Genomic DNA, 16585 nt, shown 5'->3' with positions numbered 1-16585 from the left:
CGCGGCAGATCAGCTTCTTGCCGTCGAACTTGCCTTCCGACAGGGCGATGTCCTGATGCGGGCAGATCGCCTGGAAGGCCTTGATCTCGCCGCCGTCGGCACAGACCAGCAGCACCTCGTGGCCATTGACGGTGTAGGGCGCCATCTCCCCTTCCCACACATCATCGACCGTACATACCTTGGTGAAACTCATGCTCTTGCTCCTCGGTCTGGCGGACGCCTCAGGCGGCCTGCCAGATGATGTCCACCGTCTCGGTGGGCTTGAAACCCGCCTCGGCAACCTTCAGGTTGCGCGGCAGCAACTCGGTGCTGCCGTGGCGGCGCACCCGCAGAATGTGGCCCGGCCGGTCACGCACGCGGCGGCCTACCGAATGCACGGCGGCGGCGGCCGCCACCTCGTCCATGGTGTGCTCCGTATCCACGGGCACCAGCTGCAGGACGAAATCCCCCTCGAAATTGGAGGTCAATGGAAAAAGGGCCATGGTGTAAATCTCCTCGTGTGGCACACGGCGCACCGGCAGCAGGCCTGCCGGGCGCGCCGGATCAGGGGGTCAATGGGGAAGAATCAACCCGCCTTACGGGTCTCGCGGAGGGCGCGGTAAACCTCGGCCCAGGCATAGTTGTGGGCGTCGTCGCCGATCTCGCCCGGGGCCAGGCCCATGTACTGCAGAGCACCGCCCAGATCCATCGGCTGGATCATCCCGGCCAGGAAGCGATCGACGATGGACAGGTGGCCGGCGTAGCGCTCGGGCTCCTGCTGGAACACCCAGCGATCCACCTCGGAGCCGAAGTGGTACAGGCGGCCGTTGTATTCGAGGGGGTAGTCCTTCACATCCCAGCCCTTGCCCGGCACGCCGAGGATGGGCAGCTGGCACATGTTGCAGACATAGGGCAGCGTTTCCGGGTAGGTCTTGGCCATGTTGCCGTCGACCACGTTGTCGATGAACACGTCCCAGCACTGGCCCCAGGTGTCGTTCCAGCCGGGGTACTTCTCCTCCAGCCAGGCGCGCTCGTCGGGGGTGACGCCGGCCGCCGGGTTCCACCACAGGGTCGGGCGCCAGAAGTAGGAGCCCAGGTGCATGCCGTGGTGGGTCTGGCCGATGTCCTTCAAGAAGATGTCCCAGTACCAGGGCAGGTCCAGGCCCATGTCGGTGAGGGCGCGCTCGAACTGGGCGACGATCCACTCCTCCATGAACTCCTTGAAGGACTGCTTGCGGTGCTCGAGCGGGGTGTAGTAGTCCATGATCGGACCGGTCAGCACCGAGAACAGCTTCCAGGCGCCCCACACCGCGATATCGACGCGCTTCTGCGCTTCCGCCTTGTGGCCGTTCTCGATCAGCACCTTGAGGGCCGGGCCGCCGATCTGGGCGTGGCGCGATTCGTCGGTCTGGATGCTGGAGATGAGGTTGGCGAAAGTGTGGTCGCCCGCCTCGGCGGCATCCGCTGCCAGCCCGAGGAACTGCATGTTGGTGAAGCCGGTCTCGAAGCTGAACGTCAGCATGATGGAAACGCTGATCGCGTCCCGCGTCATCATGATGTCGTCGAAGAAATGGCGGGCGGCGATCATCGCCCATTCATTGGTGTCGTAGGCCTTGAAGGCCCAGTCCATCTGCCGGTCCTTGGACACGTGCTCGTGGGGGAAATAGAGCTGCATCTGGCCGTGGCGGATCTCGTCCATACAGCCCAGCGTGGACATGTTGCGCATGCCCGGCGCCTTGGAGAACCGCATCATCCGCGCCTCGGCGCTGGCCGCCGCGTATTCGCCGCGGGCAATGGCGCCGTAGTGCGCCTTCATCACCGACTTCCAGCCCGGATCGGCGTTTTCGAAGATCCGGCTGCGCTCCAGCGCCGCCTTCACCGAATAGGCCCCCGCATCCTTCTCGCGCTGGACCTTCACGTATTCCGGATAAGTCTGCTTGTAGGGCTCGTCGTAGTTTTCCCAGGCGGCGAGCGGCAGACCGAATTCGCCCGATAGCTTGGGCGGAAACAGTTCGTCCTCGGTAACGTACTTGGGTGTCCAGTTGGTGGAACGGGCCAGGTCATACCAGTCCATCCGATTGAGTACGGCCATTCATGTCTCCTTCATAACGGGATGCAGGAGCCCTGCAGCTCCCCCTCGTATCCGGTCGATCTGCGCCGACCGGAGCGACTAGCCGAACCGACGCTGCGTTTCGACCGTGTGGAGGAAAGTTATAAGGAAACAAAAACGCGGGGTATTAGACGATGGTTTAGGTGCTGTGCAGCATGGGGGAAGAAGGAAGCCTGCCCGGAACACATCCGGGCATGGACAAGTCCAGCGGGAAACAGCCGGCCACTACCGAGATGAGGCTCCGCTGCAGCCGGCCTCGTACCAAGGGAAAGGCCTTGGCCGCAGTGGCAGTTACTCGGCCTAAACTGCCATTGGTTGCAATGGACGCGACAGACCGCCATCAGCTAAGAGCCGCAGTGACGATTACATAACACTTGCAAAACGTCTGCATTTTACTATGTTAAATTCATTATGCAGCGAGAGGCTTATTCCGGCGAGAAGTCGATATCTACGGCATGAACATCATAGGGAGCATTCATCCAGTCTAGTTGCGCGAAGGCGGCTATGCGTTTAATAGATGTCGGTCAAGGTGTCTGGTCAGTTTTAGCTCCAGGTGTAGGCAGAGCTCCCCTCCGAAACCGTGGTTGTTATAGAGACTATCAGATGACTAGATTTTTTGATATTTATGCTTTTAGGCTTCTATAGTGGGTGTCTGAAATATAAATTAATTACCTGGGTGTTGTCATCTGGGTAATTAATTCATCTCTCTACACAGTTCTTGACTCTTTCATGAAAGAAAGGCTCATTCGCTAACAACCGCCGTCGTACTTAATGTAGCTAGCTGTGGTATCCCCCAACCCCCAATGCGGAGTCAACTGCAGTAGGATTTTTTGGAGGACTGAAAATGCAACCTACACGTCGGAAGTTCCTTTGCCTATGTGGCGGTACCCTTGCGTTGCATGGGTGCGGGGGCGGAGGCGGAGATGAACCGAGCTCAAATCAATCGCACAATGCCGTCGCCGGCTGCACTCTCTCTGCGTCAGCGGGCACTGCGATGCTGCCTGGATGTGGTCAGCCGACAACCACCAGTGGGAGCCCCCAGATCGACGGGGCATTCGGTCAAGAGTTCTACTCACAGCGACAGTTCTGGGGGCTGCCACAGGTTTCGTTCCTCTTTCTCAACGATTGCGACTCACCGAATGCGTATGCTCAACCGCAAGGCATGACTATTCTATTCGGGAATACGCTCACTTACCAAACGTACTCGCGCTATGGCACTCCACTCCCTTTGTGGCAGGTAATGGCGCACGAGTTTGGTCACATGATGCAGTTCGCGTACGGAGCCTCGTGGCTCGATGCTCCCACTGCCGCGCCTCGAGAACTTGAAGCTGACATGTTCTCTGGCTTCTACCTAATATACGCAAAGGCCTTCGTGAGTCCCGCCGAGATGCAGACCACGCTGCAGCAGGCATTTAACATCGGAGACTACGGCTACAACAGTCCTAACCACCACGGCACGCCAATCCAGCGTATGGCAGCCGTAGTGGCTGGAGGCAAAGTTGCAACCGAGTACTTCGGTGGCCTGATTCCGCGCACTGTCGATGCCATTAGACAGAGATTCTACCAAGAACTGCGCCTTATTACAGCGTGGTAAGCGAGGTTTAATAAGTTGAAGAAAAAATATTTCTTCTTTTACAGCCTTCGTTTTGCAGGGGGCTACTGACCCCCATTGCCCCCGAGATAATTGCTTGTAGGCCGTTTTGAGAGGCAGTCATATTTTCTTGATCCGAAATTTTGGCTTTGCAGCACCTTGCTAAAGGTTCGCTCTACCAGACCCTACACAGCAGGGCCGGCTGACTTCGACGCTGGGCCTTCTAATGAAGGCTTTCGCCTTGCAGTAGCAGTATCGGGACTCCGTCTCGTCCACAATGCCAAAGATGCGCGTTAACCTTGATTGCGTAGATTCGCCCAATGATGAAATGCAAAAAATCTAATGGCTTTGCTGGAGGCGCCGATCAATGATCCGATAGGGAGGAAGGATTTTGAGCGATACTCAATTTTCTTTTTTTGTGTCATATTTCTGGTCTCAATACTTGCCGCTCTCATCTGGATTCCGAAGCCAACGCTAGCCCAGTTTTTTGCATTTCGGCTAACGCTTACATTTGCCACAGCAGGTATAGATTGTGGATTTATCCCGTGATTAATCCATTTCGAGCGGGCTCTGCCGTTCCGAGGGCTCGTTCGTGGCAGCGGGGGCCGTCGCACTTTTCGCTGCGGTCTGGCTTACAAATCCAGCTAAGTTGGAAATTGAGGGAATTTTACCGCCGCTGGCCGCCGATGCCCGTGCATACATTGAGAAATTCATTGCCGTTAGCGATAAAGGCGATCCGCTGGCTGCGTATTCTTCGTTCTCGGATCGAGAAAAATCTTCTGTTTCGTTGGCTTCGTATCGCCAGCTCGTCAGTAACGTCAGGACACCACTCGGTCTGCGTATCGTCGGTCCATTTTTATGGAATACATCCAATTCTGAAGAGGTTCCAGGCGGAAAGGGGCTTTTGTCTTTAATGCTTATCAATCTAAACTATCAGAATAAATAGGTTTATGGGTTTAAAACGCAGAAGTTATAGCAAAAGAAGGGGTGGGGAATGCATACATATACTGTCCAGCCATGTATTTTATAATATGCAAATTAATTTGTTGGATCAAAGAGTTGTTGGATTCGGCATTTTGATGATGAATAAAAATTCACTCGCACTCTGTATCGAGAACGGCCCAACCATCCGTTGCAGTGGATGCGCCGCAAGCGGCGCTCAGCTGAAAGAAGGCGTTGAGCAACAGCTTTCCTCATAGCTCAACGGCGGTATTGGGTCGGAAACTTGCATTCGCTGTATTAGAAAACTGCGGTTCGTGGTTCTCGGTGCTGAATGGCAGGTAAGCGTCAGACTGCTGCCTGATTTTGAACATACAGCTAACGACCGCATTGGCCGACAAGCAGTCCTTTCCAACCCACCTCAATCGGCCAACTCGATGTTTTAGGACTCCGCAGAACTCACTGACCAAAACACAGCCCCGCTGAACATCACAACGAGCCGTTGATGCTTTTCTTACAGCACAACCAACTCCACGCTGAACCCGCTCCCCTCCCAGCCGCGCTCACTTCCCTCTGAGCCCTACCGTTGATGCTCCGATTTGAACTTGCTCAGCTCCAAGCTGAGCGAGTTCAAATCAACGTTAAGCCGGCCTCCCTCAGACTTGAGCACGCTTCCCTCCGAGCATCGATAGTTCATCTTCGAGGATCTCGAGTTCATGTCTGAGCTGAACAAGTTCAAGTCCGGGCTTGGACAGTTCAAATCGGAGGGTCGAGCGCTTCGCTCCGGGCTTGGACGTGTCAGAAATCTCGTGCTCAGGCTGCCTGCAGTGCCATCGGTTGATAGCGCACTCTGTTCCGGGCCTGCACTTCCGCGGTCGGTACGAAGCCGAAGGCCGCGTGCGGGGGCACGGCGTACAGGGATGAATTCACCGTGAAATGGGGGGTGTTGCCGGCACCAGCCTTGAGGCGCTGCCACAGGGCACTGGCAATGCCTTGTCCGTGCAGGTCGGTGCGCCCGGCCTGCGCGACGGCAGGCGGCGCTCAGCGTCCGCCGGGTTCGTCGGGGCGCAGGTCTTCTTCCCCTCGGGCTGCGGCTGCGCGCCTGTCCGCCCGGTAAGCCAGGAGCAGGCATTTATAGAACAGCGAGGCGGCAATCCCGACGATGCCGATCGTGATGACGATGGCGTCCAGCATACAGGCATCTCCTTGTGTGCCGGCGTGATGCGATGGGCCGGCAGAGAAAGAACAGGCCGATGATATGAACTTTGCGGAGGACGATGGGCGAGGATTACAGATGCATTATTTCTCTGAAAGAGAAGGATGCTTCTGACGTCCTGCACGGTGGTCGGGGGACAGGCCGAGGTGACGGCGACGGTCCGGCTCCAGCGCTCCGCGATCTGACCGGTGATTTTTTATTTTCAGATTTAGTTTGCTATGTCACCCGATAGTGCGTATCGTAAAACACAGCGATTTCTAGTTGTGTCGTGATCTTGTTGGTCTAGTATCCGCAGTCCTGCGGCAGCATTCCCCCATTTTTACCTGGCCCTCTTGATCTCGCCCCACCCAGGGGCTATGCCCCATCATTTTTCGGAGATTCAAGATATGGCAGCAGGTACTGTTAAGTGGTTTAACGACTCCAAAGGCTTTGGTTTCATTACGCCCGACGAAGGCGGTGAAGATCTCTTCGCTCACTTTTCCGCGATTCAATCCTCGGGCTTCAAGAGCCTGACCGAAGGCCAGCGCGTCAATTTCGACGTGACGAACGGCCCGAAGGGCAAGCAAGCCAGCAACATCCAGATCGCCTGATTTTCCCGGCGTCTGTCTCAAAAGCGGTTGAGCCCTATCAGCCGCTTGCAAGCTCTTGTGCCGACTTGATGGTCGGCACAGGCATGGAATCAGATCATCCTGATTTCCATGCAGCCTCCGCAAAAAAATCCATTCCTCCAGCGCAGCCCAGAGCGAAAGCTCAAGCGCTCTGCTCCTACGCGAGCATTGCCGCCCTGCCCTGCAAAGACGCCTGGTGGCGACCGATGCCTCAATCGGGTCGTCGCGAATGGGCCGGTCTGTCTCATGCCGACCTTCATCGTTTATCCAGCCCCCTGCGATGAGACGCAAACGGCGCGCGAGCGGCCTTCAACGCACGCCGTTTCAACGACATGGAGTACAGCATGACCAATGCCATTCAGCGAACCGAGCTGAGGACTTTCTACTACACCCCGGTCCATTGTCCGTTCTGCGGTACGCGGGTGATGGGTGCGGATCCGGTGGACGAGACCCTTATCACCGCCTGCCCCCACACCTTGTTCATTGCCCATGACACGGCTTTCGAATACCGCTCGGAGCGATTCGACAGGAACCTCGATCTGCATGGCTTGAGCGATCAAGAGGTGGAAGAACGCTGGCGCGGGGAGGCAGGTGGGGTCGATGGCTTCACCAACCAGGTCACGCTGGCGGACGCTATCAAGGTTGCGGCCTATGCACCGGAGCCGTCGCCCTACGGTTCTTACTACGGCTTTGCGCCGACCGAATAAGCATTACCCCTGAGCCCCGTTTCTTTCGGGCTTAACTCATTTACCCCTGGAGAAACGACTCATGGCCAAGGAAGATTTGCTTGAAATGCGAGGTGTTGTGATGGAAGTGCTGCCGGATTCGCGCTTTCGCGTCACCCTCGATAACGGACACATGCTGGTGGCCTACAGCGGCGGCAAGATGCGCAAGAACCATATCCGCGTGCTGGCCGGCGACAAGGTTTCCCTCGAAATGTCCCCTTACGATCTGAGCAAGGGACGGATTACCTTCCGCCACATCGAGGGCCGCACGCCACACGCTCCGCGAGCACAACGCCGCTAAAACGTATCGGACACGCCCGTCTTTCCGCACGGAAGCGCGTTGTCCATTCGGCCTATTGGGCCCTCAGGAGGAGCCATCATGGCTAAGCCAAACTACCAGTTCGAGAAGCGCCAGCGAGATCTGGCCAAGAAGCAGAAGCAGGAAGAGAAGCGTCGCGAGAAGCTTGCGAACAAGGCGGCCAACGCCAGCGGTTCGCAAGCGGTGGTGCCCGAAGCCGGCGGGCCGGAGGACGGCACGGACTCCGGGACGGCATCGGTTTAACCCTGCCGCACCGTAGCAAGCCCTGACGTCTGGCGCCCCATCGGGCCGCCAGACGTTTTGCATTCAAGCGCGCCCCGCACGGTAAAATCACGACAACGCGCAGGTATCCGCCGTACGACCTTCATTCGCCCTATGCTTTTGCATTCTCTTCTAACGGAACGCTTTGACTGCAAACATAGCAGTGAGGAAATGCTGCAGATCCTGGCGTCGGCCCTGAACGCGTTTCCGGTTGCGTGCTTCCTGATCAATAGCGAACACCGGGTGATTCACTGGAATATGGCGTGTGAGGTTCTGACCGGCGTGTCTGCGCGGGTCATCGTAGGCACCAAGGATCAGGGAAAAGCGTTCTACGCCTGCGACCGAATGGTCATGGCCGATCTGGTCCTCGATGGCGCTGCGAGCAATCAGGTCGATGCGCTCTACCACGGCAAATTCCGGCCTTCTTCAACAGTCCCCGGCACCTATGAGGCCGAGGACTTCTTTCCCAACTTTGGCAAGGAAGGGCGCTGGCTGTATTTCACGGCCGCCCGCATCTGCGACGTGCATGGCACGCCCATCGGTGCGATCGAAACCTTGCAGGATGTGACGGCACGCCAGCAGGCCGAGGCGGCCCTGCACTTGAGCAACGAGCGTTTCAAGGCGCTCAGCTGGATCGACGATCTGACGCAGCTCTACAATTCGCGCCGGTTTCATGAGGTGCTCGACAATGAGATCTCGCGGGCCGCACGCTACGCCCATCCGCTGTCGCTGATGGTGTTCGACATCGATTACTTCAAGCAGATCAACGATACCCATGGGCATCAGGAGGGCGACCGCGTCCTGCGGCTGATTGCCGAGCAGCTGCGCCAATGGCAGCGCGAGGCCGATCATCTGTTTCGTTTTGGCGGTGATGAGTTTGCCGTGATCCTGCCGGAGACCAATGCGGCCGCGGCGCACTCCGCCGCAACGCGATTGGTTGAGGCGTGGCGGCAATTCAACGGTAACGGAGCCGGCGCAGCAACCCATGGCAGTACGCTCAGCGTCGGCGTTACCCAGTTGAAAGCGGACGACACGGCAGAGACGCTTGTTCGGCGGGCCGATCAAGCGGCCTATGAGGCCAAGCGCCTTGGGCGGGATAGGGTTATCGGCGCGTAAAGCCCGCTCGATCGTCGGCGTTTTTTTCCGTACGGCCAACGCCTCGCGGACGCCGTCGCTCTCCCGGCGGTCCGGGCGCCAATGGTTCAAATCGTAAGGGCGAGCGCCCTCACGCGCACACGCAGTTCCGCCCGTTGCGCTTGGCCCGGTAGAGTTTTTCGTCGGCGCGCTCGATCATGGCCACGTGGTCCCCGGTAATGTCCGGCACCATGGTGCACAGGCCGACGCTGATCGTGACGCTGCCGTTGGGAGACATGGCATGGGGGAGTTGCAGGTCGGCGATGAGCTGGCGGCACTTCTCGGCGATCTGCAGGGCGGCGTCGGCCGGGGTTTCGGGCAGGACCAGGGCGAACTCCTCCCCGCCGTAGCGGGCGAACAGGTCGCTGGAGCGCACCGGCATGGCGCTGATCGCTTCGGCGATGCGCTGCAGGCAGACGTCGCCGCGCACGTGGCCGTAGTGGTCGTTGTAGTTCTTGAAGTAATCCACGTCGAACAGCAACAGGGAGAGGGGTTGACCGTTGCGCCGGGCGCGCGCCCATTCGGCCACCATGGTCTGCTCGAACATCCGGCGGTTGGCGATGCCGGTCAGCTCGTCCTGCTTGGCCAGGGCTTCGAGCTTGCGGTTGAGCTGGAGCACCTGGTCTTCCATCTCCTTGCGTTCGGTGATGTCGAACATGAAGCCGATGAGGTCGGTGGTTACACCGTTCTGATCGCGGATCACATGCACCACGTCGCGGATCCACACATAGCTGCCGTCGGCCTTCAGCGCCCGATAGTCGGCCTCGTGATCGACACCCTGCTCCGACTGGCGGATGCAGAAGTCGGCGGTACGCGCCCGGTCTTCCTCATGGATGCGCTCGATCCAGTCCATCGCCCCCAGCCAGCTGTCCCGCGGCCAGCCGAGTAGGCTTTCGATCTGCGGCCCGATGTAGTCGAACTGCTTGGTCTGCCAGTTGATCTTCCACGGGATCGCCTTGGTCGATTCGAGCAGGGTCTTGTACACGCCCCAGTCGTCGCTGCGTTCCAGCCTGTCGATACCATTGAAAGTCTGCGCGTCTGTCATCGTCTTCTCTCGTGCGGGATCTCCCCGGCCCGCCATAGCCGGCCGGAGAGATTAGCGCGGAAATTTTGCAAGGAAGAACGGCGCAGGGCGGGAATGAGGCACTTGTGCACACTTGCGGGGAAGTGTCATAAAGAGCGGCGGGGCGAGGTGGTGGGCCCCCCTATTCCGCGATGCCCCGTCTCTAGCTGGATAGTGCCGCCACCTTGGCGCGTGCCGTGTGCAGTTTCCGGTAGCTGTCGATCAGGCGCTGGTGGCGGTCGAGGCCTTCGAGTTTCATGCTCGTCGGGGTGATGCCGAAGAAGCGCACGCTGCCGTCCACCGAGCCCAGCACCGCATCCATGCGCGCGTCGCCAAACATGCGGCGGAAATTGCGCTCGTAATCGGCCAATTCCAGTTCGTCGTCGAGCAGCACTTCGAGCACCACATCCAGGGCCTGGTAGAACAGGCCGCGCTCGACGGTGTTTTCGTTGTATTGCAGGAAGGCTTCCACCTGCTCTTTCGCGGCTTCGAATTCCTTCAGGGCGAGATTGATCAGCAGCTTCAATTCCAGAATGGTGAGCTGGCCCCAGGCGGTGTTCTCGTCGAACTCGATGCCGATCAGGGTGATGATGTCGGTGTAATCGTCGAGCTGGCTGTCTTCCAGCCGTTCGAGCAATGCTTCCAGGCGGGCATCGTCGAGGCGGTGCAGGTTCAGGATGTCTTCCCGGAACAGCAGGGCCTTGTTGGTGTTGTCCCAGATCAGGTCTTCCACCGGGTAGACCTCCGAATAGTCCGGCACAAGGATGCGGCAGGCGGTGGCGCCGAGCTGGTCATAGACCGCCATGTACACTTCCTTGCCCAGGCCTTCGAGAATGCCGAACAGCGTCGCGGCCTCCATGGCATTGGAGTTTTCGCCGTGGCCGGAAAAGTCCCATTCGACGAATTCGTAATCGGCCTTGGCGCTGAAAAAGCGCCAGGACACCACGCCGCTGGAATCGATGAAGTGTTCGACGAAGTTGTTCGGCTCGGTGACGGCGTTGCTTTCGAAGGTGGGGCGCGGCAGATCGTTGAGGCCTTCGAAGCTGCGGCCCTGCAGCAGTTCGGTCAGGCTGCGCTCCAGCGCGACCTCCAGGCTGGGGTGCGCGCCGAAGGACGCGAACACGCCGCCGGTACGCGGGTTCATCAGGGTCACGCACATCACCGGGTATTGGCCGCCCAGCGACGCATCCTTGACCAGCACCGGGAAGCCCTGCTCTTCCAGGCCCTTGATGCCGGCCACGATGCCGGGGTACTTGGCCAGGACGCCCTCCGGCACGTCCGGCAGGGCGATCTCGCCTTCCAGGATTTCGCGCTTGACCGCCCGCTCGAAGATTTCCGACAGGCATTGCACCTGGGCTTCGGGCAGCGTGTTGCCGGCGCTCATGCCATTGCTGAGGAACAGGTTGTCGATCAGGTTGGTCGGGAAATACACCACCTCGCCGTCCGACTGGCGCACGTAGGGCAGCGCACAGATGCCGCGCTGCTGGTTACCGGAGTTGGTGTCGTACAGGTGCGAGCCGCGCAACTCGCCGTCCGGGTTGTAGATCTCCAGGCAGTACTCGTCGAGGAGGCCCGCCGGCAGCGCGTCCTTCTTGCCCGGCTTGAACCAGCGCTCGTCCGGGTAATGCACGAAAGCCGCGTTGGCGATGTCTTCGCCCCAGAACTGGTCGTTGTAGAAATGGTTGCAGTTAAGGCGCTCGATATATTCGCCCAGCGCCGAGGCCAGGGCGCTTTCCTTGGTCGCGCCCTTGCCATTGGTGAAGCACATCGGCGAGTGCGCATCGCGGATATGCAGCGACCACACATTGGGGACCAGATTGCGCCACGAGGCGATTTCGATCTTGATGCCGAGCCCGGCCAGAACACCCGACATGTTGGCGATGGTCTGCTCCAGCGGCAGATCCTTGCCCACGATATAGGTACAGTCTTCCGCATCCGGCTTCAGCGTCAGCAGGGCCTGCGCGTCGGCGTCCAGGTTCTCGACTTCCTCGATGACGAACTCCGGCCCGGTCTGCACGACCTTCTTTACCGTGCAACGGTCGATGGAGCGCAGGATGCCCTGGCGGTCCTTGTCGGAAATATCCGCCGGCAACTCGACCTGGATCTTGAAGATCTGCTGGTAGCGGTTCTCCGGATCGACGATGTTGTTCTGCGACAGGCGGATGTTGTCGGTAGGAATATTGCGGGTTTCGCAGTACAGCTTGACGAAGTAGGCCGCGCACAAGGCCGACGAGGCCAGGAAGTAATCGAACGGCCCCGGCGCAGAGCCATCGCCCTTATAGCGGATGGGCTGGTCGGCGATTACCGTGAAGTCATCGAACTTGGCCTCGAGACGAAGCTTGTCGAGAAAATTGACCTTAATTTCCATGGGGGAATTCCGAAAAGGCGTTCAAAACGAATTGGCCGCCATTATCGCGGTTTCACCAGGGGAAAACCGCGCGGCTCACAAGCGGAAGCGCGCCACCGACTCCCGCAACTCGCCGGCCAGGCTTTCCAGCCGCTTCACGTCTTCATCCGCCGCCCGCACCGACGCGGCCGATTCTTCGGCCATGCGGGCGATGCGTTCGACGTGCTGGGCGACGCTGGTGCCGGCCTGGCTTTGTTCGGCGGTGGCGCTGGCCACGTCGCGGACCTTGGCAACGGTAGCTTCGGCGCCGGCGCTGATTTCCCGTAGCGATGCCGCGGCGGCGCTGGCCATGTCGACGCCGCGGCCGACCAGCGGGGTGATGGCCTGCATGCTGCCGACGACGGAGCCGGTGTCGGCCTGCACGGCGGCGACCATGGTGGTGATCTGGCCGGTAGCGCTGGTGGTGCGTTCGGCCAGCTTGCGCACTTCGTCGGCAACGACGGCGAAGCCGCGCCCTTGTTCGCCAGCCCGCGCGGCTTCGATGGCGGCGTTGAGGGCGAGCAGATTGGTCTGGTCGGCGATCTCCTTGATGACGCTGGCGATGCCGCCGATCTGCGAGGAGCGGTCGAGTAGGCCTTCGATGAGGCGGGCCGCCTCGCTGACCTGCCGGGATACGCCCTGGATGGTGTCGGCTGCGCGCTGCACCATCTGCTCGCCGTCCCGTGCCACCTGGCTGGAATGCACGGAGTTGTCCTCGGTTTCCCGCGCGCTGCCGGAGATGTGGTCGATGCTGACCGACAGCTGCTCGATGGCGGCGGCGGTGGATGAGGTGGCGTCGGACGAGAGCTGGCTGGCTTCGTCGATGCGCGTCATCTGGCGGCTGAGGCTGGACGAGATCTGGCCGAGCACGGTGGCGCCGCGCTGGATGCCGTCGATCATCTCGCGCAGGCTCGCCTGCATGTGGGCGACGGAGGCGAGCAGGCTGTCGCTGCCCTTGGGCACGTCGAGCTGCTGGGCGAGGTTGCCGGCGGCGATCTCCCGCGCGACCTGGGCGGCGTAGTCGGGTTCGCCGCCAATGCGCCGGTAAATGCTGCGCGCCATCAGGCCGGCGAGCGTGGCGACGACAACGAGCACCACCACGCCGAGGCCGATGAAGCGCCAGGCCAGACGCCAGAAGGCGCTGTCGATGTCGTCCACCCAGGCGCCGTAGCCAAGGACCCAGTTCCAGCCCTGGACCTGGGTGACCCCGTTGATCTTGGGTAGCTCCACGTCGGTACCGGGCTTCTTGACGAGGATTTCCGCGTAGCCGAATTCGTTGCCCTTGAGGGCGTCGAGGTAGCGCTCGAAGTCGTGGCGGCCGTCGGGGAGCTTCTTGCCGAGGTCGATCCGGCCGGTGTCCTTCATGTTGGGCAACACGAGGCCGAGACCATCGGTGGTGCGCGCCCAGACATATCTGGTCTTGCCGTCGCGCATGGCGGCCAGCGCCTCGATGGCGCGGGCCTGGGCGTCGGCGTGGCTCAGCGTACCGGCCTGCTCCAGCCCCTGGTAGCGGGCGACGGTCTGGGTGGCAAGGATGAGTACGGTGCGCAGTTCGTTGCGCCGTTCGTCGAGCATGGTGGTGCGCAACGTGGTGAGCGCCACGCCGGCCACCACGATCAGCCCGAGGATCGCACTGGCGACGATGAGGCCGAGGCGTCGTGCAAGCTTCATGGTTGGGTTCCTTCCTGCTGTCTTGCGGCCCAATTGAAAACGGCCACCGGAACCGTGTCCGGTGGCCGTTTTGCGGCCGTGCCTGGGTGAAGCGCGTGGCTTAGTGCTTCATGGAGAACGCGGAGATCCAGGAGGTCTTGCGGGCTTCGGCGAAGGCCTTCTCGCGCAGCTCGTGGTACTCGGCGTGCGGCACCGGGCTGGCGTCGCGGTTGCCCAGGTCGTGCATGCGGACACGATAGGTCTCGCGGGCCGTCCAGACGGCGATGGCAGCGATGACGGTGATGCCCAGGGTGATGGAGCCGACGGTCACCGGGATGTTGCTCGAGCCCGGGGGCGCCACGGTGGCGAACACGGCGGGCAGCATGGCGGTGACCATGGTGCCGAGGTTCTGGGAGATGGCCATGGCCGAGACGCGGGTGCGGGTCGGGAACATTTCCGGGTAAAAGCTCGGGAAGATCGCGTTGTAACCCTGGTAGACCAGGCCCCACATCAGCAGGGACATGACGATCGCCAGCGGTACGTTGTGGATGCTGATGGCGTACAGGTAGCCGAAGGACAGCAGGCCGGCACCGAGGGAGCCGCCGATGATCAGCGGACGGCGGCCGATCTTGTCGGACAGGTTGCCGACGATGGGGATGACGAGCACGGCGAGGCAGTTACCGAGCACCGGGATCCACAGGTAGACGTCCTTGCTGAAGCCGATGCCGTAGCCGGGCTGCACCGCGTAGGCGGCACCGAAGATGGTGGCGACAACCGGGATGACATTCATCAGGGACGCGCACATCACGCGCAGCATGTCGCGCCAGTTCTCGCGGATAGCCTGGATGACGGGGGCCTTCGGAACCTCGCCCTTCTTGGTTTCCTGGGCGAAAGCCGGGGTTTCATCGACTTCGCGGCGGATGATGTAGCCGGCGATGATGACGACGAAGCTCATCAGGAAGGGAATGCGCCAGCCCCAGCTGTTGAAGGCTTCGCTCGGCATGAAGTAGGCCAGCGGGAGGAACACGGCGGCGGCGAGGATCTGGCCGGCCTGCACACCCTGCAGCGTGAAGCTGGCGTAGAAGCCGCGACGGCCGAAGGGCGCGTGTTCGAGGATCATCGAGCTGGCGCCGGAGATTTCACCGGCCACCGCGAAGCCCTGGATCAGGCGCAGGACGACCAGCAGCGTCGGGGCCAGCAGGCCAACCTGGTCATAGGTCGGCAGCAGGCCGACGGCCATGGTGGAGATGCCCATCAGGAACATGCAGATCAGCAGCACCTGCTTGCGGCCGTGGGTGTCGCCCCAGTGACCGAGCACGAAGGCGCCGATGGGACGGGCCACGTAACCGACGCCGTAGGTGGCGAGGGAGGCCACGATGGCGATCTGGGGGTCGCCCTGGGGGAAAAAGACTTGCGGGAAGATCAGCGACGCAGCGGTCGCGTAGATGAAGAAGTCGTAATACTCCAGCACGGAACCAATCCAGCCACTGGCGGTGGCCTTCTTGGTCTGCTGGGTCCCATGTTGCTTCTGTTCGCTAGAACTACTCATGGTTGTCTCCACTATTTTTTGTGTGTTGCAGCAATTCGGATCGTTCAGGTGGTGCTGCCTCTGCAGCCGTCGAAGTGAGGCTAGATTAACGATAGCGATGTCCGAATTAACTGGGTCGATGCGGGTGATGCGCGATTGCCGTCTCAAATTGTTCGATAATCGCGCACCACGTTGGGCTCAAGGAGCCTTTCCTCCTCTTCGTTCTCCGGCGTCTTCGGTGCTGCGCTGCAGCATCCATTCAAGGCCGGGGATCGATCACCTGACGCGCCGCGGCCAGGGCCTGCCGCGCCCATTCGAGCTGCCCGACCTCGGCCATCCGGATCATGTGCGGTACCTCGACGCTGACCGGCAGATCGGCGGGCAGCGCGGCGAACATGCCACGCAGATCGATGCCGCCCTCGCCCGGCAACAGGCGCTCGCAGCGCGCCGCGTGGATCATCTCCTCCACCGTCAGCGTGAGCCCGGTGGGGGCGTCGCAGATCTGGGCGTAGTGCAGCAATTCCCGCGGCAACGCGCGCAGATCGTCCGGCGTCGTGCTGGAGCGGGCGAAGTGCAGCGCGTCGGCCAGGATGCCGGCGCCGGCCGGGCGCCCCGCCGCCTCGACGACCCGTAGCGCGGCCTTCGCGTCGGGCACCGCCGTCCAGGGCATGAACTCCAGGTCGGCGGTCATGCCGTGCTGGTGGGCTACTTCGCACAACTGCGCGTAGTTGGCGGCGAGGCGCCCGGGCTCGGTATCGTCGCCGGCCACCAGCAGCGCCTTGGCGTCCAGTTCCGCCCCGATCTCTATCAAGGGTAGACAAGGCCCGAGTTTGAAGTCGTCCGTCAGGCGGATGATTTCCAGGTCGAACACGCCGACGCCGGTTTCCTTGGTCGCAGCGAGGGTTTCGCGCAGCACGTCGGGCAGGCCGATCATGAACTGCTGCGGCGCGCCGGCCATGTTGGGCAGCAGGCGCAGGCCGACAAAGCCGTAGCCCAGCTCCGCCGCGAGATGGATGGCCTCGGGCGGCGTCAGGGTGTTGGACGTCAGGTAGGCAAGAGAGAAAGAACGCTCCATG

General features: G+C 60.9%; 17 protein-coding genes. 7 read left to right on the top strand and 10 right to left on the bottom strand.

Annotated elements, in window-relative coordinates; translation table 11 throughout:
* The 3 genes from ACE3RX_RS12225 to ACE3RX_RS12215 all read right to left on the bottom strand — a co-directional run.
* On the bottom strand, positions 1-193 hold a 193-nt coding region (locus tag ACE3RX_RS12225), incomplete at its 3' end, for a Rieske 2Fe-2S domain-containing protein (protein ID WP_374483811.1).
* A 28-nt stretch (positions 194-221) separates the two neighbouring features.
* A complete protein-coding gene (locus ACE3RX_RS12220; protein WP_374483809.1) occupies positions 222-482 on the bottom strand; it encodes a toluene-4-monooxygenase system B family protein in 261 nt (86 codons plus the stop codon).
* Between the two features lie 83 nt (positions 483-565).
* Positions 566-2071 carry an aromatic/alkene/methane monooxygenase hydroxylase/oxygenase subunit alpha gene (locus ACE3RX_RS12215; protein WP_374483807.1) on the bottom strand — a complete coding sequence of 502 codons (1506 nt, stop codon included), beginning with the start codon at positions 2069-2071 and terminating at the stop codon, positions 566-568.
* Between the two features lie 1279 nt (positions 2072-3350).
* Between ACE3RX_RS12215 and ACE3RX_RS12210 the strand changes: the two genes are divergently transcribed.
* The gene (locus ACE3RX_RS12210) at positions 3351-3683 is read left to right on the top strand and encodes a hypothetical protein (RefSeq protein ID WP_374483805.1); all 333 of its coding nucleotides are present in this window, start codon (positions 3351-3353) and stop codon (positions 3681-3683) included.
* A 589-nt stretch (positions 3684-4272) separates the two neighbouring features.
* Positions 4273-4626 (top strand): hypothetical protein, encoded by a 354-nt coding sequence (locus ACE3RX_RS12205; RefSeq protein ID WP_374483803.1) that lies wholly within the window; start codon positions 4273-4275, stop codon positions 4624-4626.
* Positions 4627-5432: 806 nt separating this feature from the next.
* Here ACE3RX_RS12205 and ACE3RX_RS12200 read toward each other — a convergent pair.
* On the bottom strand, positions 5433-5624 hold the full coding sequence (locus ACE3RX_RS12200; RefSeq protein WP_374483815.1) for a GNAT family N-acetyltransferase: 192 nt from the start codon (positions 5622-5624) through the stop codon (positions 5433-5435).
* Positions 5625-5660: 36 nt separating this feature from the next.
* On the bottom strand, positions 5661-5813 hold the full coding sequence (locus ACE3RX_RS12195) for a hypothetical protein (RefSeq protein ID WP_374483801.1): 153 nt from the start codon (positions 5811-5813) through the stop codon (positions 5661-5663).
* Between the two features lie 408 nt (positions 5814-6221).
* Here ACE3RX_RS12195 and ACE3RX_RS12190 point away from each other — a divergent pair, with 408 nt between their 5' ends.
* The 5 genes from ACE3RX_RS12190 (at position 6222) to ACE3RX_RS12170 (ending at position 8864) form a co-directional block, all read left to right on the top strand.
* A complete protein-coding gene (locus tag ACE3RX_RS12190) occupies positions 6222-6425 on the top strand; it encodes a cold-shock protein (RefSeq protein WP_374483799.1) in 204 nt (67 codons plus the stop codon).
* 362 nt (positions 6426-6787) lie between these two features.
* Positions 6788-7150, top strand: coding sequence for a hypothetical protein (locus ACE3RX_RS12185; protein WP_374483797.1), 363 nt, complete (start codon positions 6788-6790; stop codon positions 7148-7150).
* Positions 7151-7211: 61 nt separating this feature from the next.
* A complete protein-coding gene (gene infA / locus ACE3RX_RS12180; protein WP_374483795.1) occupies positions 7212-7469 on the top strand; it encodes a translation initiation factor IF-1 in 258 nt (85 codons plus the stop codon).
* Positions 7470-7547: 78 nt separating this feature from the next.
* Positions 7548-7730, top strand: coding sequence for a hypothetical protein (locus ACE3RX_RS12175; RefSeq protein WP_374483793.1), 183 nt, complete (start codon positions 7548-7550; stop codon positions 7728-7730).
* Between the two features lie 189 nt (positions 7731-7919).
* On the top strand, positions 7920-8864 hold the full coding sequence (locus ACE3RX_RS12170; RefSeq protein WP_374483791.1) for a diguanylate cyclase: 945 nt from the start codon (positions 7920-7922) through the stop codon (positions 8862-8864).
* Positions 8865-8973: 109 nt separating this feature from the next.
* Here ACE3RX_RS12170 and ACE3RX_RS12165 read toward each other — a convergent pair whose 3' ends face one another.
* From ACE3RX_RS12165 to ACE3RX_RS12145, 5 genes are all read right to left on the bottom strand, one after another.
* Positions 8974-9927 (bottom strand): GGDEF domain-containing protein, encoded by a 954-nt coding sequence (locus tag ACE3RX_RS12165; RefSeq protein WP_374483789.1) that lies wholly within the window; start codon positions 9925-9927, stop codon positions 8974-8976.
* A 181-nt stretch (positions 9928-10108) separates the two neighbouring features.
* Positions 10109-12313, bottom strand: coding sequence for an OsmC domain/YcaO domain-containing protein (locus ACE3RX_RS12160; RefSeq protein WP_374483787.1), 2205 nt, complete (start codon positions 12311-12313; stop codon positions 10109-10111).
* A 75-nt stretch (positions 12314-12388) separates the two neighbouring features.
* Positions 12389-14002 carry a methyl-accepting chemotaxis protein gene (locus ACE3RX_RS12155; RefSeq protein WP_374483785.1) on the bottom strand — a complete coding sequence of 538 codons (1614 nt, stop codon included), beginning with the start codon at positions 14000-14002 and terminating at the stop codon, positions 12389-12391.
* A 100-nt stretch (positions 14003-14102) separates the two neighbouring features.
* Positions 14103-15530 (bottom strand): MFS transporter, encoded by a 1428-nt coding sequence (locus ACE3RX_RS12150; RefSeq protein WP_374483783.1) that lies wholly within the window; start codon positions 15528-15530, stop codon positions 14103-14105.
* Positions 15531-15768: 238 nt separating this feature from the next.
* Positions 15769-16584, bottom strand: coding sequence for a sugar phosphate isomerase/epimerase family protein (locus ACE3RX_RS12145; protein WP_374483781.1), 816 nt, complete (start codon positions 16582-16584; stop codon positions 15769-15771).
* Position 16585: the final 1 nt, after the last annotated feature.

This window comes from Zoogloea sp., assembly GCF_041914405.1.
Classification (GTDB): Bacteria; Pseudomonadota; Gammaproteobacteria; order Burkholderiales; family Rhodocyclaceae; genus Zoogloea.
This window is presented reverse-complemented; position numbering and strand designations above follow the sequence as displayed.

What these genes read in the sequence shown, in the direction of transcription:
- ACE3RX_RS12155 (WP_374483785.1), bottom strand. Translation starts at nt 14,002, where the DNA reads ATGAAGCTTGCACGACGCCTCGGCCTCATCGTCGCCAGTGCGATCCTC.
- ACE3RX_RS12195 (WP_374483801.1), bottom strand. Translation starts at nt 5,813, where the DNA reads ATGCTGGACGCCATCGTCATCACGATCGGCATCGTCGGGATTGCCGCC.
- ACE3RX_RS12210 (WP_374483805.1), top strand. Translation starts at nt 3,351, where the DNA reads ATGATGCAGTTCGCGTACGGAGCCTCGTGGCTCGATGCTCCCACTGCC.
- ACE3RX_RS12185 (WP_374483797.1), top strand. Translation starts at nt 6,788, where the DNA reads ATGACCAATGCCATTCAGCGAACCGAGCTGAGGACTTTCTACTACACC.
- ACE3RX_RS12215 (WP_374483807.1), bottom strand. Translation starts at nt 2,071, where the DNA reads ATGGCCGTACTCAATCGGATGGACTGGTATGACCTGGCCCGTTCCACC.
- ACE3RX_RS12220 (WP_374483809.1), bottom strand. Translation starts at nt 482, where the DNA reads ATGGCCCTTTTTCCATTGACCTCCAATTTCGAGGGGGATTTCGTCCTG.
- ACE3RX_RS12170 (WP_374483791.1), top strand. Translation starts at nt 7,920, where the DNA reads ATGCTGCAGATCCTGGCGTCGGCCCTGAACGCGTTTCCGGTTGCGTGC.
- ACE3RX_RS12150 (WP_374483783.1), bottom strand. Translation starts at nt 15,530, where the DNA reads ATGAGTAGTTCTAGCGAACAGAAGCAACATGGGACCCAGCAGACCAAG.
- ACE3RX_RS12190 (WP_374483799.1), top strand. Translation starts at nt 6,222, where the DNA reads ATGGCAGCAGGTACTGTTAAGTGGTTTAACGACTCCAAAGGCTTTGGT.
- ACE3RX_RS12160 (WP_374483787.1), bottom strand. Translation starts at nt 12,313, where the DNA reads ATGGAAATTAAGGTCAATTTTCTCGACAAGCTTCGTCTCGAGGCCAAG.
- ACE3RX_RS12145 (WP_374483781.1), bottom strand. Translation starts at nt 16,584, where the DNA reads ATGGAGCGTTCTTTCTCTCTTGCCTACCTGACGTCCAACACCCTGACG.
- infA (WP_374483795.1), top strand. Translation starts at nt 7,212, where the DNA reads ATGGCCAAGGAAGATTTGCTTGAAATGCGAGGTGTTGTGATGGAAGTG.
- ACE3RX_RS12165 (WP_374483789.1), bottom strand. Translation starts at nt 9,927, where the DNA reads ATGACAGACGCGCAGACTTTCAATGGTATCGACAGGCTGGAACGCAGC.
- ACE3RX_RS12175 (WP_374483793.1), top strand. Translation starts at nt 7,548, where the DNA reads ATGGCTAAGCCAAACTACCAGTTCGAGAAGCGCCAGCGAGATCTGGCC.